The sequence below is a fragment of the Marinobacter sp. BSs20148 genome, from assembly GCF_000283275.1.
GTDB classification, from domain to species: Bacteria; Pseudomonadota; Gammaproteobacteria; order Pseudomonadales; family Oleiphilaceae; genus Marinobacter; species Marinobacter psychrophilus.
The window spans coordinates 3,681,605-3,698,298 of the sequence record NC_018268.1 but is presented as its reverse complement, the minus strand read 5'-3'; the positions used below and the strand labels follow the sequence as shown (position 1 = coordinate 3,698,298).

Sequence of the window (16,694 nt, the reverse complement as noted above, 5' to 3'; positions counted from 1 at the left end):
GTCCGTTGGGTGCAGTTTCCGGCTTCAGGCAATGCTGTTGTCATTTACCGGGTTGTTGGTCATGTCTGCTCCGTCTTTGACTCAGGCGCAAGATGAGCCTGCCGCTGCGGTTCAGACCGGTGATGATGTCGCCGCTGCCGATGAGGTAGCGGAGCCAAATTCTAATCCCGACGATAAAGCGGCGCAGCTAGCTGACGACCGGCCACAACGGGCCAGCGTGGTAACCGGCCAGGGCACCATGGCACTGCAGCAGCAGTGGCCTCAGTCTGCGGTGTGGCTAGAGGTCGATGGCGCCGACGGCACGCCAACTTCTGTGCTGTCGCTGGTTTTCACACCACTGAAAAATGCAGCAACCATTGGTGTTGTGGTATTGGCAGATGAAGGCCATAACGCAGGTGAAGGATTTGTGACCGCCTTTGCCGAAAGCCTGGCTGACCGGGGGCTGGCAGCTCTTACGCTAGGCCTGAGGGCGCCGACGGGTGGGTTGAAACAGGTGATGGAGCGCGAACTGCCGCTACCTGAAGTATCGCCTGCTGTGTCGGCTGCAGATGAAGGCCAGGCGCCCCAGCCGGTGGCGGCCGATGTTGCCGAAACGTCCTCAAACCCAGATCCAGACCCTATGCTGATTGACGTAATGGCGGGTACCGAATTGTCTGAGGCGGAGGTGCAGTATCGCCAGGAAGTGGCTGCGCAGTTACGGGCGGCCGTTGGCTATCTGAAACGCGAAGGTTACCCGAATGTGGTGATTGTGGGCGTTGGCCGGGGCGCCAACTTTGCCACTGCGCTGCCAGAATTGGCCGACAGCACAGGTTTGGTTTGGCTACTGCCCAGGTTTTATCCTCGTGACCTTAACGTGTTGGCAGAACGTTTTACCGAAACTCCCCGCTTACGTGTGCTAGATGTGCAGGCTGCGAGGGGTAACCGGTCGCAGAGCGCAATGCAGCGCACGACCGTTATGAACCAGGTTGAGGTTGCGCAGTACCAGCGCCAGCGAGTAATGGTGCAAGAGCCGGTGGTAGCGCAGCAAGGTGACGCTTTGGCTAGCCGCCTGGCGGCGTGGATAAAAGCGGACAACAAGCCGGCTATGGATTAGCAGATTGCTTGGCGCGAAGCGCCGCGGCCGAACGAGCTAAGGCATCAGCACTACGATGGCTTGTGGCGTTGTTTAATGAACTCCCAGGCTTGCTGATAGCGCAGCAGGCGTTCTTTTGCAGCCGCCAGTTCGGCGTGGGTAAGTTGTTGCTGGGCGAGTTTGTCCGGATGTATTGAAGAAACTTTGCGGCGCCAAATACGTTTGGCCTCTTGTAGAGAATCGTGGCGAGTAATGCCCAGAATCTCGCAGGCGTCTTGGTAGCTTTTCGGTGCTGGGGGTAGGGTCGTCGCTGGCGGCCACGCCTGGGCCGCGTAATGGTCGAAGATGTCATCGCTTACGCCTACCGGCAGACCACTCTGCACTATGGCGTCTTCACAGCGGTAACGTCGCGCCTGTGATGGCCGGCCATGCAGTTGTGCGCTGTGGCACAGGCAAATGGCCAGCATCACAGCCTGCTTTGCCAATAGGGGCGTAACCATGGTTAGCCACCAAGCCTTCAACGGCCCAAGTTGACCCCTGGTTTTGCCTTGAGTGAACCAGTGAACGGCGCGTTTACGCTGGCGCCGATTCAGGCTTAATGCGGCCATCAGCGCCTCGGCGTAGTGAATGTCTGCCTTACCGATTGCGCCTTCTGCCTTGGCAATATGGCCGAGGAAAAAGAACAGATAGCGCTGACCAAAAAGCGGTAGCCGCTGCTGCTTAAGCAGTCCTGCAGCCTGATTCTGGCAATGTGTAAGTTGCGGAAGGAGATAGCGCAGGGCGTTATCGAATCGCCGTGATGCCGGGCGTCTTTTTATCATCGGAAACCTCGAAACCCTCGAGAACTTGGCGCGCGCAGTTGCTGGTCAAGCCAGCTGAGGCGTTCCGGTGTACCTACGTCCAGCCATTGACCGCCATGATAAACGCCTTTCACTCGGTTTGCCGCGGCGGCTTGCTGCAATAATGGCCCGAGTTTGCCGGATTGGTCTGTTAACCCTGCAAACAGCCGGCGGTTAAGCAGGCTAACGCCGGTAAATGTAAGCTTGGGCAAGGTTTCATTACAGCTGATACGGCCATCTGGCTTTAGTGCAAAGTCCCCTTGCGGGTTGTGTACGGGGTTGTCGGTGAGAACCAGCAACGCGTCGGCATTGCCGGGTGGTTTTAACCCGCGCAAATCGAAGTCGCACCAGATGTCGCCGTTAATCACCACGAACCAGTCGTCGCCGGCGTCGGTCAGCATGGGCAGTGCGCGGACAATGCCGCCGGCGGTTTCCAGCGGTTCGCCTTCGCGCGAATAACTCAGCTTCAAGCCAAAGGCGTCGCCCTTGCCCAGCGCCTTTGCAATCTGCTCGCCCAGCCAGGCAAGGTTGATAATAACGTCGTTAAAACCGCTGTGCGCAAGGCGCTGCAGGTGGTAGTGAATCAGCGGTTGGCCGCCGGCTTGCAGCAGCGGTTTTGGTGTGTGCAGGGTCAGCGGACGCATGCGCTTGCCTTTGCCCGCGGCCAGAATCATGGCTTTCATGGCTGGTGCGCGCCGGGCACTGGGCCCAAAGTGGCTTCTACCGCCGGCACCACAGTGTTCAGCAGCCAGTCATGGAAGGGGCGCAAAGCCGGCTGGCGGCCGCTCGCACTGCACAGATACCCAAGGGTGCGGGGAATGTCATTGAGGTAGTCCGGCTTGCCATCGCGCAGCGCCAGGCGGGCAAAAATACCCGCGGCTTTCAGATGGCGTTGCATGCCCATCAGTTCGAACCATTGGCGGAAGGTGGCAGCATCAGCGCTGTGCAAGCCGGCGCTCAGGCTGCTCTGGCGATAGCTTTCCAGCCAGTTCTGAACACGTTCGTGAGGCCATTGCACGTAGCAGTCCTTCAGCAGCGACACCAGGTCATAGGTGACAGGCCCCATGACCGCATCCTGAAAATCAATGACGCCGGGGCGATCGTCGTCGCCCGTTACCAGCAGATTGCGGGAATGGTAGTCACGGTGTACTGGCACCTTTGGCTGTGCACTGGCACTTTCCCGTAACAGGGTAAATGTGTTGCTTAGCATGGCAAGATCGCTGTCGTTCAGCTCTAGCCCTAGTTGGCGCTGTAGCAGCCAGTCGCGGAACAGTGCCATTTCCCTATCCAGTAATTCGTTGCTATAAGGCGCCAGCGGGTCGTCAGGGTTGTTGGGCAGTTGCTGAATGCGCAGGAGTTCTGCCAGTGCGTTGCCGTAAAGTTTGTCTGTGTTAGCCGTGTTGAGCTGACCCAGCAACAGGCAATCGCCAAAATCCTCGATCAGAAGAAGACCCTGGGCCAGATCTTGCTGCACAATGGCGGGCACTTTAACGCCCTGACTACGCCAATGTTGAGCTAAGGTAACAAAAGGCCGGCAGTCTTCGTGCTCGGGTGGTGCGTCCATCACAATAAACGCCTGATCGACTTGCGCTCCGTGTGCCCTTGCCACCCCCCGCGCCTCTCGCCAATCAGCGCTGCGCCATACTCGAAAATAACGCCTGAAACTGGCATCGCCGGCTACAGGCGTCACGGCGGTGTTTGCAAAGCCGGGGAATTGACTGACCCAGCGGGTCAGCAGTTGCAGACGGTGGTCCATGGCGCGCGGGTTTCCTTAAAGGGTAAAAAGCCGGTACCCGCAGCTTGGATGCGGGCTTCTGGAGCACTAAACTACGAAGATCCGCGGTTGGAGTAAAGCCTGCTGCAACGGCGACCGAAAGAAAGTTAAGCTCGCCCGGCGGGGGTTTCCGTTAACAAGCCGGGGGGCGCCGTGTAAACTGTTGAACCTTCCACCCACTGACCACAGGATAACGGCCACCGTGTTATTGCGTAATCACCCACGGCAGCATTTTTTTGGCCGCCTGCCGCGCTCGTTGGTCTGTCTGCTGAGCGGCGGAATCTTGGGTTGTGGCGGTTTGGCTGCGGCAGCACAACCGGCGCCATCGGCGGCTGAAATAGACTGGCGGCTGCGCGAGCAACTGCCTGTCAGCGCCCAAACGCGCCTGCCGTCTTTTTGCGAGGGTGGTTATTTACCGGGCGGGAGCACTGTTGAAGGCAGTGATGCGATGGTGTCGCTGCAAAGCGGTGGCGGGCAGCCACTGCAGGCCAGCGGCCTGACGGCGCGCTATGAAATCGACAGTGAATTGTACCTGCAGGGCGACGTGACGCTGCGCCAGGGAAGTTTTCAGGTGTCTGGAACCGAAGCTCGATACCGCCAAGCAGAGAGCCAGGTGGCCATCACCGGTCCTTTGACGAGCCGCGGTGAAGGTTTTTTGCTGACAGGTGATTCCGCTAATTACAACGTCGAAAGCGGTCGCTTAGACATCAATACCGCGACCTTTTTGCTGCACGGGCCGGAGATGCGCGGCCAGGCACAGAGCCTGGCCCGAATCGGCGATAACGAAGTTCTCATCAGCCAGGGTCTGCTAACGACTTGTGGCCCACAGCAGAACGACTGGGCGCTGGTAGCGCAGGAGATCCGGTTGGATCAGGCAAAAGGTTTTGGCACTGCCAAACATTTACGTCTGGAAGTGTTGGATGTGCCGGTGTTTTATTGGCCGTGGGTTAGTTTTCCTATCGATGACCGTCGCAAGAGCGGGTTTTTGTATCCGGGATTCGGTACTTCTAACGCTGGCGGCGGTGGTTTTGTGGCGCTGCCTTATTACCTGAATCTGGCGCCCAACTACGATGCCACCATTACGCCCCAATTCATTGGTGGTCGCGGTCTGTTTACCGAAGCGGAAGGTCGCTATTTGAGTCGCTATGGCGAAACCTCGTTGCAGCTGGGCTATATCGATAACGATACTTTTTTCCGCGATGAAAATCCGGGCGAAAATGGCCAGCGCTGGGCGCTGGATGCCACCACCGAAGCGGCCTTGGGCCGAGGCTGGACGGGGTACGGCGATTTTTCAGTGGTCAGCGATGACGATTACCTAAGCGACCTGAATCGCAGCCTGGATATCAGCCAGGCGACTCATCTTCAGCGCCGCAGTGGCGTGCGCTATCAGGATGCCAGTCAGTACTTCGACGCGTATCTGAACGATTATCAGACCGTGGCGAAGCGCATCGCCGACGTGAACCGACCTTACGCCCAGTTACCGGAGGTTCTGTATTCGGCCCTGACGGATGCCGGCGTCTTAGAGTTGGGCGTTGAAAGTCAGTACACCTATTTCCAACGCGACAACGACAACCTGAGCGGCCTGGATCGAGCCAATGGCCAGCGCTTTCGCCTGGTACCAGAACTGGCTTTGCCGATGCGCGCACTTTGGGGTTACAGTCGGCCTTCTTTCAGCCTGGACTACACCCGTTATCAACTGGAAGACTACACCTTGGGTAGCGGTAATCTTGAACGCACGATACCGGTGGTTCAGTGGGATAACGGTTTGTATTTCGATCGCCAGGGCAGCTTGTTTGATATACCTTTCAACCAGACTCTGGAGCCGCGGCTTTATTACGCTTGGGCCGACGCCGACGCTGACCAGAATGACATCCCTGATTTTGACACTGATTTGAAGTCTTTCCGCTTTGACCAACTGTTTCAGCGCAACCGCTTTACCGGTGGCGACCGGGTAGGCGACACCAATCAGTTAACGGTGGCACTGACGAGCCGTTTTAACGATCTGCAGACCGGTGCCGAACGCGCTCGCTTTAGCCTGGGCCAGATCCAGTATTTTGAAGATCGAGACGTCAGTCTGTTTGGCGCGGGCGCGGAAGACCGCAGCCGATCGCCGATGGCAGCTGAAGTGGTGCTGAGCCCGCTGGATACTCTGGAGATTCGCAGTTCTCTGCTGTGGGATCCGGACGCCAACCAAACCGAGGAAGGCCGTAGCCAGTTAACCTTCCATTCTCGCGATTACCGCTATCTGGCCAGCGTGGGCCACACCTACAGCAAAGGTACTGCCGCGGCGACCCAACTGGAACAGGCCGATGTGGGCGTGGTGTTTCCGGTTAGCAAACGCCTGAGCCTGATTGGGCGTTGGGTGCACGACACCGATCTGGACCGTACCGTGGGTTCGCTGGCGGGAGTGGAATACAATAATTGTTGCTGGAGTCTGCAGCTGGTACACCAGAATTACTTTACCGACGATCAAGAACTGGACAGCCGTATACTATTCCAGATACAGCTTAAAGGCCTGGGGGGCACCGGCGGCGCCTCTACCAGCATTGCCGACGCCATTTATGGTTTTGATGAGCGCGAACGCCGCCGCTTTAGCGCGCCGTAACACAATTTTGGAGCTTTTAAACGCTATGCCACTGTTTAACAATGAGGTGACTATGAAGGCGACCTTTCGCCACTGTGTAACATCCCTGATGCTGGTGTTGGCATTGCTACCGCTGGCGGCTCAGGCCGAGCGCCAGCTGCTGGACCAAGTGGTTGCGATTGTCGATGACGACGTGATTCTGGCCACCGAGCTGGATGCCCGCATCAACACCATTGTTACCCGGCTGCAAGTCCAGGAAACCACCTTGCCGCCGCGCAGTTTGCTTCAGGAGCGGGTGCTGGATCAGCTGATTACCGAATCGGTGCAGCTGCAGATGGCGGGCAAAATGGGCATGCGCATCAGCGATAACGAACTGAACGAAACCATGGGCAGCATTGCCGGTCGCAATGGCATGAGCCTGGAGCAGTTCGAACAGCAGTTGGCCAGCGAAGGCGTCAGCTACCGTGATGCCCGCGAACAGATCCGCAATGAACTGCTCACCAGCCGGGTCCAGCAGCGCCAGGTGGGCAGCCGTATTCGGGTAACAGACCGCGAAGTGGAAAATTATCAGCAGGCGCAGCAAGCCGGCGGTGGCAACACCGCCGAGTATCGCCTGGCTTACATCTTTATCGAAACCGAGGACCCAAGCAGCGATGCGTCGGTTCAAGCCGCTCGTAGCAAGGCCGAGACACTGCGCCAGCAGATTGTGGAAGGCCGGGATTTTCGCGCGGTTGCAGTAGCAGAATCGGATGCCAGCAACGCCCTTGAGGGCGGTGACATGGGCTGGCGCGTTGAAAGCCAATTGCCGTCTCTGGTGGCTCCGGTCGTGCCAGACCTGATGGCGGGCCAGCCGTCTGACGTACTACAGAATAGCAGCGGTTTTCACCTGGTGATGGTGATGGAGCAGCGCGGTGGCGAACAGCAGAAACTGGTTCAGCAAAACCGGGTAAGGCATATTCTGGTGCAGCCGTCTGAGGCGATCACCGAGGCCGAAGCCGAGGACAAGGTCCGCGATCTTTTTGAAAAATTGCAAAACGGCGCTGATTTCGCCGAGCTGGCCAAGGCCGAGTCTGACGACACAGTATCGGGTTCTGACGGTGGTAACCTGGGTTGGGTGAATCCTGGGCAGATGGTGCCAGAATTTGAACAGGCCATGCAAAACGCCACCGTGGGGCAGATTGAAGGCCCCGTGCGTTCCCAGTTCGGTTGGCATCTTTTGCAGGTGCAAGAGCGTCGGCAGAAAGACATGAGCGACGAATTCCGCGAGTCTGAAACCCGCCAGACCCTGTACCAGCGCAAGTTTGAAAATGAACTGCAGAACTGGTTGCGGGAAATTCGTGATGAGGCTTTTGTTGAGTTCAAGCCGGGGTATGCCGAAAGCAGTAACGCTGAGGCTGCCAACATAGATGAAAACGCATCATGAGTGAGCGGATTACCCTGGCCCTGACCGCGGGGGAACCCGCCGGCATTGGGCCTGAATTATGCCTGCAACTGGCCGGTCAGGAACGGCAGGTAGGCATTGTTGTGGTGGCCAGCCAGCCGTTGCTGGAAGCCCGTGCCCGCTTGCTGGGGCTAAGCGTTCAAATCATAGCTTGGCAGCCCGGAATGGTTGCTAGCACTGCCGCCGGCGAGTTGTCGGTCTTGCACGTTAACGGTTGTATTAGTGATCAGGCTGGCCAGCTGGATACCGGCAACAGCCAATATGTGCTGGATACCCTGACGTGCGCTGCTGAAGGTTGCCTGAACGGCAGTTTTGACGGCATGGTGACCGCACCGGTGCATAAGGGGGTGATTAACGACGCAGGCATCGCCTTTATTGGTCACACCGAGTTCCTGCAGAAGTTGTGTGGTGTTGAGCGGGTGGTCATGATGTTGGCCACCGACGAATTGCGGGTGGCGTTGGTCACCACCCACTTGCCGCTTAAAGACGTGTCGGCGGCCATAACCCCCGAACGTCTGAGCCAGGTGGTGCGGATTCTGAACGCCGATCTGAAAACCTTTTTCAATATTGCCCAGCCGCGCATTCTGGTGGCCGGACTGAACCCCCATGCCGGTGAAGGCGGGCATTTGGGGCGGGAAGAAATCGAAGTGATTGAACCCACGCTGGCGCGGTTGCGCGCCGAAGGTATAGGTCTGACCGGTCCACTACCCGCAGATACTCTATTTACGCCGCACTGGCTTGATAACGCCGACGTCGCACTGGCGATGTTCCACGATCAAGGCCTGCCGGTGTTGAAATTTCAGGGTTTTGGTCGCGCGGTGAATATCACCCTCGGCTTGCCCATTGTGCGCACTTCGGTAGACCATGGCACCGCGCTGGATTTGGCTGGCACCGGCAAAGCCGACGGCGGCAGCCTGTTAACAGCCATTCGTGTGGGTGAACAAATGGCCCGTGGTTTGCGCGCCAATCAGATAAAGAGAGAAATACCGTGAGCAGACAACCCGGCCATCAGGCCCGCAAACGCTTTGGCCAGAACTTCCTTCACGACCCCGGTGTTATCGAGCGTATTGTCCGCTCTATTGCGCCCAAGCCCGATCAGTCTATTGTTGAAATCGGCCCCGGCCTGGGCGCCATCACCGAAGAAATTCTGGCGATAAATCCGCGCCTGCAGGTGGTGGAGCTGGATCGCGATTTGATACCAATATTGCGCACCAAATTCTTTAACTATCCGGAATTTCGCATCCACCAGGCTGACGCGCTGAAGTTCGACTTTAACGAACTGGTGGGCGAACAGCCGCTGCGGATTATTGGCAATCTGCCCTATAACATCTCAACTCCACTGATTTTTCACTTGCTGGCCCACAGTGGCGTGGTTAAGGACATGCACTTCATGCTGCAAAAAGAAGTGGTGCAGCGTATGGCGGCGATACCGGGCGACAACAATTATGGCCGTCTGGGCATCATGACCCAGTATTTCTGCAAAGTGCAGCCACTGTTTGAAGTTGGGCCGGATGCCTTCCGCCCTGCACCAAAAGTGGACTCGTTCATTGTCCGGCTGGTGCCGTACGTCACCTTACCGCACCCGGCTAAAGACCTGGGTACGCTGCAGGCGGTGGTGCGCAGCGCGTTTAACGCCCGTCGTAAAACCCTGCGCAAGGCTCTTGGCGGTTTTGTGACCGCCGCCGAGCTCCAGCAGCTAGGCATCAATGACGGCTTGCGCCCGGAAAATCTCGGTCTGGCGGACTATGTCGCCATCGCTGACTATCTGGTAACACGCGCACCAAGTGCTGACATTGAGGCGCCCGGAGCTGGCAATGAGTGACCGTCTATGAGTGAGTATGCCATTGGTGACATTCAAGGGTGTTACGACGCTTTGCAGCAGGTGTTAGACAAGGTCGGATTCTCGCCGTCGCGGGACCGTTTGTGGGTAGCGGGAGATTTAATCAACCGCGGTCCGGAGTCCCTGAAAACACTGCGCTATATTGCCAACCTGGGCACCAGCGCCGAGGTGGTTTTAGGCAATCACGACTTGCACCTGCTAGCGGTGGCTATGGCAGACCACAAGACAAAGCGTAAAGACACTCTCGACAGCATTTTAACGGCGCCCGATCGCGATCAGCTTCTGGATTGGCTGCGCCAGCAGAAACTGTGCGTTTATGACCCCAAGCGTGATCTGTTTATGGCTCATGCCGGGCTGCCTCATATCTGGACGGTGGCGCAGGCCGGTACCCACGCTCGCGAAGTAGAACAGGTAATCCGTGGCCCGCAAGCCGCTGAATATTTTGCCGGCATGTACGGCAATCAGCCCGCAGCCTGGCAACCTGGCCTGAGTGGCATGGACCGCTGGCGGGTGATTACCAATTACTTTACCCGCATGCGCTTTATCTCACCCGATGGCGCTTTGGAACTGACGGCCAAAGAATCGGTGGACACCGCACCGGCGGGATTTGCGCCCTGGTTTGACTACACCCGCGCCGACAGCACCCGCGTGGTGTTCGGCCACTGGGCCGCACTGGAGGGCCATACCGGTCACAAACGCTTTATCGGCCTGGATACCGGCTGTGTCTGGGGCGGAGCACTGACCATGATGGACCTGGATAGCGAGGAGATCACCTGCTGTGACTGCTAAACATGCTGAATTGGGACTGGCTGGCCTGACTGCGGCTCGTCCAGCGTTGATGATCTGGGCTTTGGTAACCGGTGCCCTACTGGCACTGACCGCGGTGATGGCGGGTGCTTTTGGCGCCCACGGCCTGCGTAATGTGGTCGATGCTCGCGGTTTGGAAGTGTTTGAGATGGCTGCGACTTACCAGATGTACCATGCCTTGGGACTTATTCTGGTGGCTGCACTGGCCGGCTTTGGCGTGTCACGTAAGCTGCTGACGTTGGCGGCGGCTTTCATGCTCGCTGGTGTGGTTCTGTTCAGCGGCAGTTTGTATACGCTGGCGCTGGTTCAAACCAAGGGTATTGGTCTGATTACGCCGGTTGGCGGCTTATGTTTCATGATTGGCTGGTCGCTGCTTGCGGTGGCGGCACTCACATGTAAAGCGCATTCAAAACAGATTGAATAAGGTAACGGCTATGAAGTTAACAGTGAACGGCGAGCCAATGGCGCTGCCAGCTGGCGCTACCGTGGGTGCCTTAATCGAGCATCTGGGCTTGGTGGGCAAGCGCCTGGCGATTGAATTGAACGAAGACATAGTGCCGCTCAGCCAGCACGCAGACACGGCACTGGCTGAGGGCGATCAGATAGAAGTGGTACGCGCCATTGGTGGCGGTTAATAACCCGACGCTTTCCGCAAAATCTCTCGCACAGGCAGCCACAGCTTGGGCGAGCTAATCAGTATATCTTTGCCCCATAAGTCCGCCGGTTGATTTTCGGGTACCTCGCCGAAGTGTCCGGCATGGGCGCCGGCCTCTATGGCTATCAGCCTTGCGGCGGCAAAATCCCAAGGGCTGACATTTTCGTAGTACACGTCTAACCGGCCGCAGGCCACCCAGCATATATCCAGAGCGGCAGAACCCATTCGGCGCAAATCACGGCATTGGTGAATCATCGCATCCAACCGCTTTAACAGCGGTTCCAGCGCGTCTTTTGTGTAAGGGAAACCGGTGGCAAACAGTGCCTGGCGCAGTTCGCTGGCGTTGCTGTGGCGGATCGCCTGGCCGTTTAAGGTTGCCCCATCACCGCGGGTAGCGCGGAAGGTTTCACCTTTGCCGTTCTGGCCGGCGAAGGGTGCGTGCACAATGCCTGCCTGTACTTGGCCGCGCTCGGCGTAGGCGATGGAAACGGCTACTTGTGGGTGGCCGTAGGCGTAGTTCACGGTGCCATCGATCGGGTCAATCACCCACAGCGGTGTATCGATGTGCTCGGCCTGAGTCAGGTCGGGCATGGTTTCTTCCGACAGAATGCGATGTTCCGGAAAGCGTTTACGGATGGCACCGGTAATAAACTCATCCGCCATTATATCGGCGTGGGTCACCAGCTCGGTTTGCTGTTTGTAATCGGTACGCAGGGTGTTGTGATCGCGCTCGTGGCGAATCAGCTCTCCGGCTTCAAGGGCCAGGGCTTGGGCAAAATCGGTGATTTCGTGCAGGAAAACAGAATCAGACATGGCGCCTCCTGGCCGTTGAAACAGATGAACGCATTGAATTAGCATGTTGTCTGTGGGTCGCCCCGCGCACATCAAGGTTTTTCGTAAAGCGGTGCTCAGATCCGGTGTGGTTCCAGCTCCGTGTGAACAATTTGCCGCCCCAGCATAATAATGCGGCCGCTATAACGTTCTTCGCCGGTGGTGGTGAAGTCAAACATGAAGCGCCGCCAAACCCGCAGCTGTCCGCCGTTGTCGCGTTTTACCCACACGCCGCGCAGGTATACAACGTCATCCAGCAGCATCACATCCATGGTTTTGCAGTAGCGCTTGGCCGCAACCAGCACGCCATCTTTAATGGCCTTGGCCCGCCACCAATACCAGGTAGCAAAGCCAAGAACAAACAGCCAAAACAGATTGAGCAGCGTCAATGCGAATTAGCTGGCTGGAGCGTGGTTGGGGTGATCGCGATATTCTCCATTGTCATCCTCATGCTTGTCTTTGCTGGCGGCGTTGTGGTCCCTCGCCAGCAGCACGTAAAACGCTGGCAGTACAAACACAGTGAGCAAAGTACCAATGCCCAGCCCGGCAGTAATAGTCAGGCCGATCGCGAAGCGGCTTTGAGCGCCCGGTCCGGATGCCAGCAGCAGCGGTACCATCGCGAAGATCAGCGCCAGTGACGTCATAATAATAGGCCGTAAACGAATGGATGCGGCTTCCACCACGGCATCCAGTCTATTCAGGCCTTTAACTTTTTGCAGCTGGTTGGCGAACTCCACAATCAATATTCCGTTCTTCGACACCACGCCTATCAGAGTAATCAGGCCTACCTGGGTGTAGATGTTCATGGTAGCAAAGCCCATCACAATAAACGCCATGGCGCCGGCCACCGACATGGGCACCGAGATCAAAATGATCAACGGGTCACGCCAGCTTTCAAACTGCGCCGCCAGCACCAGATAAATCACCAAGAGCGACAGTAAGAAAGTCACCATCAAAGCGTTGCCCTGTTTTGCTTGCTGACGGGTTTCGCCCTTGTAGTCAAAACCAAAGCCCTGCGGGAATATGTCCGCCGACGTCTGCTCCATGAAGTCCATGGCGGTGCCAGAGGCCACACCGGGCGAAACCACGCCCTCAAGGGTCAGTGAATTTTGTTGGTTGAACTGGGTACGGCTCGACGGTTCGACGTCGCGGCTGAAAGACACCACGCTGGACAAGGGCACCAGTGCGCCGTTGTCAGCACGAATGTAGTAATCCTTCAGAGCCTGTTCGTCTGTGCGGAAGTTTCGATCCACTTGAGGAATAACCTGATAGGAGCGGCCTTCCATATTGAAACGGTTAACGTAACCGCCGCCGAGCATACTGCTCAGCTGCTGGCCAACGTCTCTCATCGACAGGCCCAGGTCTGCTGCCCGATCACGATCCACATCGATGCGGGTAACCGGCTTGTCAAAGCTGATGGACGTGCGCAGGAACAGGAAGTTGCCACTTTGCATGGCCGCGCCTACCAGTTCGTCGGCAACGCTGTTCAATTGCTCGTAACTGCCACCGGTGGTCACCACAAACTGGAATGGCAGACCGCCGCCAGAACCGGGTAGGGCGGGTGGCGCGAACACCGCCGTTTGCAGACCGGTCACTTTGTTCAGTTCGGCGGTCATTTTAGGCTGCACTTCAAACTGGGTTATGTCGCGCTCTGCCGAGGGCTTCATTTTTAGTCCGCCAAACACCGCGTTTGGCGCAGTGAAGCCCAGAACCATAAAGTCTTCGTAATAGCCGTCGACTGTCGATAACCGATCCTGAACTTCTTTCCCGTTTTCGAGCAAATAGTCGAGGGTGGAGGTTTGGGGGCCCAGACCCTGGTAGAACAAAATGCCCTGATCTTCGGTCGGCGCCAGTTCATTCTGGCTCATGGTGACCATAAAGTAGATTGAGCACAATATCGCCAAGGCAAAAAACACCACCACCGACTTGGTTTTCATCAGCGACACAAGGGCCGTGGAATAACCATTGGCAATGCCCTGGAAGGTGCGCTCTACCAGGTGTTCGAATTTGCCGGGATCGCCGTGGGGTTTAAGAACTTTTCCTGACAGCATGGGCGACAGGGTCAAGGCTACAATCCCGGAAATCACCACGGTGCCAGCCAGAGTAAAGGCGAACTCGGTGAACAGTGAGCCTACAAGGCCCCCCATAAAGCCGATGGGCGCATACACCGCCACCAGGGTTGTTGTCATCGCGATAATGGGAACGGCCATTTCACGGGCGCCATGGATCGCCGCATCGTATCGTGATTCGCCGTTTTCAATGTGCCGGTGAATGTTTTCTACCATGATGATGGCGTCATCCACCACCAAGCCGATTGCGAGCACCATTGAAAGAAGTGTCAGCAGGTTCAGCGAGAAGCCAAACAGCAGCATTATAAACACACCGCCTACCAACGATAGTGGAACCGCAATGGCGGGAACGATAGAGGCGCGCACAGAACCCAAGCATAAAAACACGACGATCAAGACAATCACCATCGCTTCGGCCAGGGTTTTGATCACTTCACTGATGGAGTCCTCTATAAACTGTGAGCCGTCGTAGGCCAGCTGAACCTCGAGGCCTGCGGGCACCTGACTGCGAATACCCGGTAGTTCATCTTTCACCAGCTTGGCCACGGTTAGCGGGTTAGCGCCGGGGGCTAGCTCAATGGCGGTGAAGGTAGCCGGGATGCCTTTATACATGGCGAGTTGGTCGTAAGATTGCGCGCCCAGTTCAACCCGCGCAATGTCCTGCAAGCGGATCTGGGTGCCGTCTTTCTGTTTTACCACAAGTTGTTTGAAATTTTCAGGGTCGGCAATGTCGGTGTTGCTGGTCAGCGCTACCTCGGTAAACTCACCTCTGGTGGTGCCAACCGCGGCCTGATAGTTATTCGCACGCAACTGATCGACAACCTCTACCGGGGTCATGTTCACCGCAGCCAGGCGTTCCGGGTCCAGCCATACCCGCACAGCAAATGTGCGTCCGAGCAACTGAGCCTTACCGACGCCGCTCAGCGCTTGCAATTGGGGTTGCACAACCCGGGTTAAATAGTCGGTAATTTGCGGTACGCTTAATTCGCCTTCACTGTAAAACGCGATGTACATCAGTGCAGTGGAGTCGCCGGTGCTGGAGCTAATGACAGGGTCTTGGGCTTCGGTCGGCAACACGTTACGTTGGCTTGCCACTTTCGACTGAATCTCGGCAAGGGCCGCATTGGCGTCGTAGTTTAGATTCATGTGGGCTGCTATGGTTGAAGAGCCCTGGGCACTGGTCGAAATCAGATAGTCGATACCGCTTGATTCAGCGATGGCCTGTTGAAGTGGCGTAGTGATAAAGCCTTGAATCAGGTCTGAGCTGGCGCCTGGATAAGCGGTAGAGACGGTGACGGTGGTGGTTTCCAGCTGCGGGTACTGGCGTATTTCCAGGTCCATGGCCGCGCGAACACCCAGCAGCATAATCAGCAGGCTTATGACGATTGCCAGCACCGGGCGCTGGATAAATATGTCGGTGAAACGCATTATTCAGACGCCCCCTGTTGACCCTGGCTGGCGTTCTTTTCAGCGTTGTCACTGTCGTCCTGAATTTTCACGGGCTGGCCCGAGCGCAGTCGCAGCAGGCCCTTGGAGACCACCGTTTCGCCCGCTTTCAGGCCCTCAAGAACCGCAACCCTGTTTTCACGGGCATCACCCGAGCGAACACTGCGACGTGTGACCACTTTTTGGCCTTGGTCATTGTCTTCTACTACGAAGGCGAAATCGCCATAGGTATTGTAGGAAATTGCGGTGCGCGGCACGGTCACTACGGTTATGTCGTCAGGTTGACGCGTACTCACCGTGGCAAACATGCCCGGGCGCAGCCGTTGGTCGCGGTTGGCAAGGGTAGCGCGAATGCGCACACTGCGGGTGTCGGCGTTCACCGACGTATTGATGGCGCTGACGGTGCCTTTGAATTCAGTATTTGGTGCCGCAGCAACGGTGGCCACTACTGCATAGCCCACGGCTACGTCAGGTAGATTCTTTTCCGACAGGGTGTAATCGGCGTAAATAGGGTCGAGCATGTTGATTTCAACAATCGGCGTGCCGGTGCCAATGTACTGCCCCTGATCTACCAGGCGAATACCCAAGGTGCCGTCAAAAGGTGCGCGAATTACTTTTTTACTGAGCTGGGCTTCGGCTTCGTTCACACGGGCGTTGGCGGCATCGTAGTTAGCCTTGGCTTGATCATACTGCGACTGCGATACCGCGCGTTTCGGCAACAGATCGGCAATGCGCTGGAACTCTTGGCGGGCGAGTTGGGCCTCGGCGCCGCGGGTGCGGAGGGCCGCTTCTTCAATGGCGGCGTCTAGGCGAATCAGCACGTCGCCTTTGCTGACAAGGTCGCCGGATTCAAAGTTGATCTGCTGGATAACGCCTGGCACTTCATTGGCCACATCAATGCCATTCACCGCGACAATGCTGCCGACGGCTTTCACGGCCGGTGTCCACTGCTCAGTCTGCGATTGCACCACCGAGATTTCCGCCGGCGGCTGCGGTTGTGACATTTGTGCCTGCATTTGGCCAGTTTGCCAGAATTTGTATCCGAAAATACCGCCAAGAACGACGCCGAGAAAAACAGTAACAATAACGAAGCGAAAAGCAGTGCGCATGATGACAGACCTTGATAATTCAGATTACGCTCCATAATCGCACAGGCATGGCAGCGGTGGGGGAAATTAAGTTAAGCGAAGAAGTATAGCATCCTATGAAAGTCGCTGAAACGTTCATCTGCTTTTATGAATAGACTTATAAGGTCGGTGATGCTTGCAAGGCACCGCTGAAACGATACTGAAACGATGTCCTATCTGGCTTTGTACTGGCCGTTGATGACAGAATT

15 protein-coding genes are annotated in these 16,694 nt (G+C 56.9%); 8 read left to right on the top strand and 7 right to left on the bottom strand.

What is annotated here, in order from left to right; all coding sequences use genetic code 11:
• The first annotated feature begins 61 nt into the window (after window positions 1-61).
• Entirely contained in the window at window positions 62-1,093 is a 1,032-nt protein-coding gene (locus MRBBS_RS16900) for a DUF3530 family protein (RefSeq protein ID WP_227497536.1), read from the top strand.
• 50 nt (window positions 1,094-1,143) lie between these two features.
• On the opposite strand, the gene MRBBS_RS16895 is transcribed toward MRBBS_RS16900, so the two are convergent.
• Genes MRBBS_RS16895 through MRBBS_RS16885 form a run of 3 tightly spaced genes read right to left on the bottom strand, consistent with a single transcriptional unit; the run spans window position 1,144 to window position 3,667 of the window.
• Window positions 1,144-1,893, bottom strand: a complete 750-nt coding sequence (locus tag MRBBS_RS16895) for a Fis family transcriptional regulator (RefSeq protein WP_014872810.1) — start codon at window positions 1,891-1,893, stop codon at window positions 1,144-1,146.
• Window positions 1,890-2,594 carry an N-acetylmuramate alpha-1-phosphate uridylyltransferase MurU gene (gene murU, locus MRBBS_RS16890; RefSeq protein ID WP_014872809.1) on the bottom strand — a complete coding sequence of 235 codons (705 nt, stop codon included), beginning with the start codon at window positions 2,592-2,594 and terminating at the stop codon, window positions 1,890-1,892. The genes MRBBS_RS16895 and murU overlap by 4 nt, the downstream gene beginning before the upstream one ends.
• Window positions 2,591-3,667, bottom strand: a complete 1,077-nt coding sequence (locus MRBBS_RS16885) for an aminoglycoside phosphotransferase family protein (RefSeq protein WP_014872808.1) — start codon at window positions 3,665-3,667, stop codon at window positions 2,591-2,593. Before MRBBS_RS16885 ends, murU begins: the two co-directional genes overlap by 4 nt.
• Before the next feature lie 220 nt (window positions 3,668-3,887).
• Between MRBBS_RS16885 and MRBBS_RS16880 the strand changes: the two genes are divergently transcribed.
• Genes MRBBS_RS16880 through thiS form a run of 7 tightly spaced genes read left to right on the top strand, consistent with a single transcriptional unit; the run spans window position 3,888 to window position 10,992 of the window.
• Entirely contained in the window at window positions 3,888-6,290 is a 2,403-nt protein-coding gene (locus MRBBS_RS16880) for an LPS-assembly protein LptD (protein ID WP_014872807.1), read from the top strand.
• A gap of 52 nt (window positions 6,291-6,342) precedes the next feature.
• Window positions 6,343-7,692, top strand: a complete 1,350-nt coding sequence (locus MRBBS_RS16875; protein WP_014872806.1) for a peptidylprolyl isomerase — start codon at window positions 6,343-6,345, stop codon at window positions 7,690-7,692.
• Window positions 7,689-8,702, top strand: coding sequence for a 4-hydroxythreonine-4-phosphate dehydrogenase PdxA (pdxA, locus tag MRBBS_RS16870; protein WP_014872805.1), 1,014 nt, complete (start codon window positions 7,689-7,691; stop codon window positions 8,700-8,702). The genes MRBBS_RS16875 and pdxA overlap by 4 nt, the downstream gene beginning before the upstream one ends.
• Window positions 8,699-9,532, top strand: coding sequence for a 16S rRNA (adenine(1518)-N(6)/adenine(1519)-N(6))-dimethyltransferase RsmA (gene rsmA, locus MRBBS_RS16865; protein WP_014872804.1), 834 nt, complete (start codon window positions 8,699-8,701; stop codon window positions 9,530-9,532). The genes pdxA and rsmA overlap by 4 nt, the downstream gene beginning before the upstream one ends.
• Before the next feature lie 6 nt (window positions 9,533-9,538).
• Complete coding sequence (locus MRBBS_RS16860) at window positions 9,539-10,339, top strand: symmetrical bis(5'-nucleosyl)-tetraphosphatase (RefSeq protein ID WP_014872803.1); 801 nt, start codon at window positions 9,539-9,541, stop codon at window positions 10,337-10,339.
• A complete protein-coding gene (locus MRBBS_RS16855) occupies window positions 10,329-10,781 on the top strand; it encodes a DUF423 domain-containing protein (RefSeq protein WP_014872802.1) in 453 nt (150 codons plus the stop codon). Before MRBBS_RS16860 ends, MRBBS_RS16855 begins: the two co-directional genes overlap by 11 nt.
• Before the next feature lie 10 nt (window positions 10,782-10,791).
• Complete coding sequence (gene thiS / locus MRBBS_RS16850) at window positions 10,792-10,992, top strand: sulfur carrier protein ThiS (protein WP_014872801.1); 201 nt, start codon at window positions 10,792-10,794, stop codon at window positions 10,990-10,992.
• Here thiS and MRBBS_RS16845 read toward each other — a convergent pair.
• The 4 genes from MRBBS_RS16845 to MRBBS_RS16830 all read right to left on the bottom strand — a co-directional run bounded on the left by MRBBS_RS16845 (window position 10,989) and on the right by MRBBS_RS16830 (window position 16,467).
• Window positions 10,989-11,825: an inositol monophosphatase family protein gene (locus MRBBS_RS16845; protein WP_014872800.1), complete on the bottom strand. Its 837-nt coding sequence runs from the start codon at window positions 11,823-11,825 to the stop codon at window positions 10,989-10,991. The two genes, thiS and MRBBS_RS16845, sit on opposite strands and share 4 nt — an antisense overlap.
• Window positions 11,826-11,920: 95 nt before the next feature.
• A complete protein-coding gene (locus MRBBS_RS16840; RefSeq protein ID WP_014872799.1) occupies window positions 11,921-12,232 on the bottom strand; it encodes a DUF3301 domain-containing protein in 312 nt (103 codons plus the stop codon).
• Window positions 12,233-12,238: 6 nt separating this feature from the next.
• On the bottom strand, window positions 12,239-15,340 hold the full coding sequence (locus MRBBS_RS16835; RefSeq protein ID WP_014872798.1) for an efflux RND transporter permease subunit: 3,102 nt from the start codon (window positions 15,338-15,340) through the stop codon (window positions 12,239-12,241).
• A complete protein-coding gene (locus tag MRBBS_RS16830; protein WP_014872797.1) occupies window positions 15,340-16,467 on the bottom strand; it encodes an efflux RND transporter periplasmic adaptor subunit in 1,128 nt (375 codons plus the stop codon). Before MRBBS_RS16830 ends, MRBBS_RS16835 begins: the two co-directional genes overlap by 1 nt.
• Window positions 16,468-16,694: the final 227 nt, after the last annotated feature.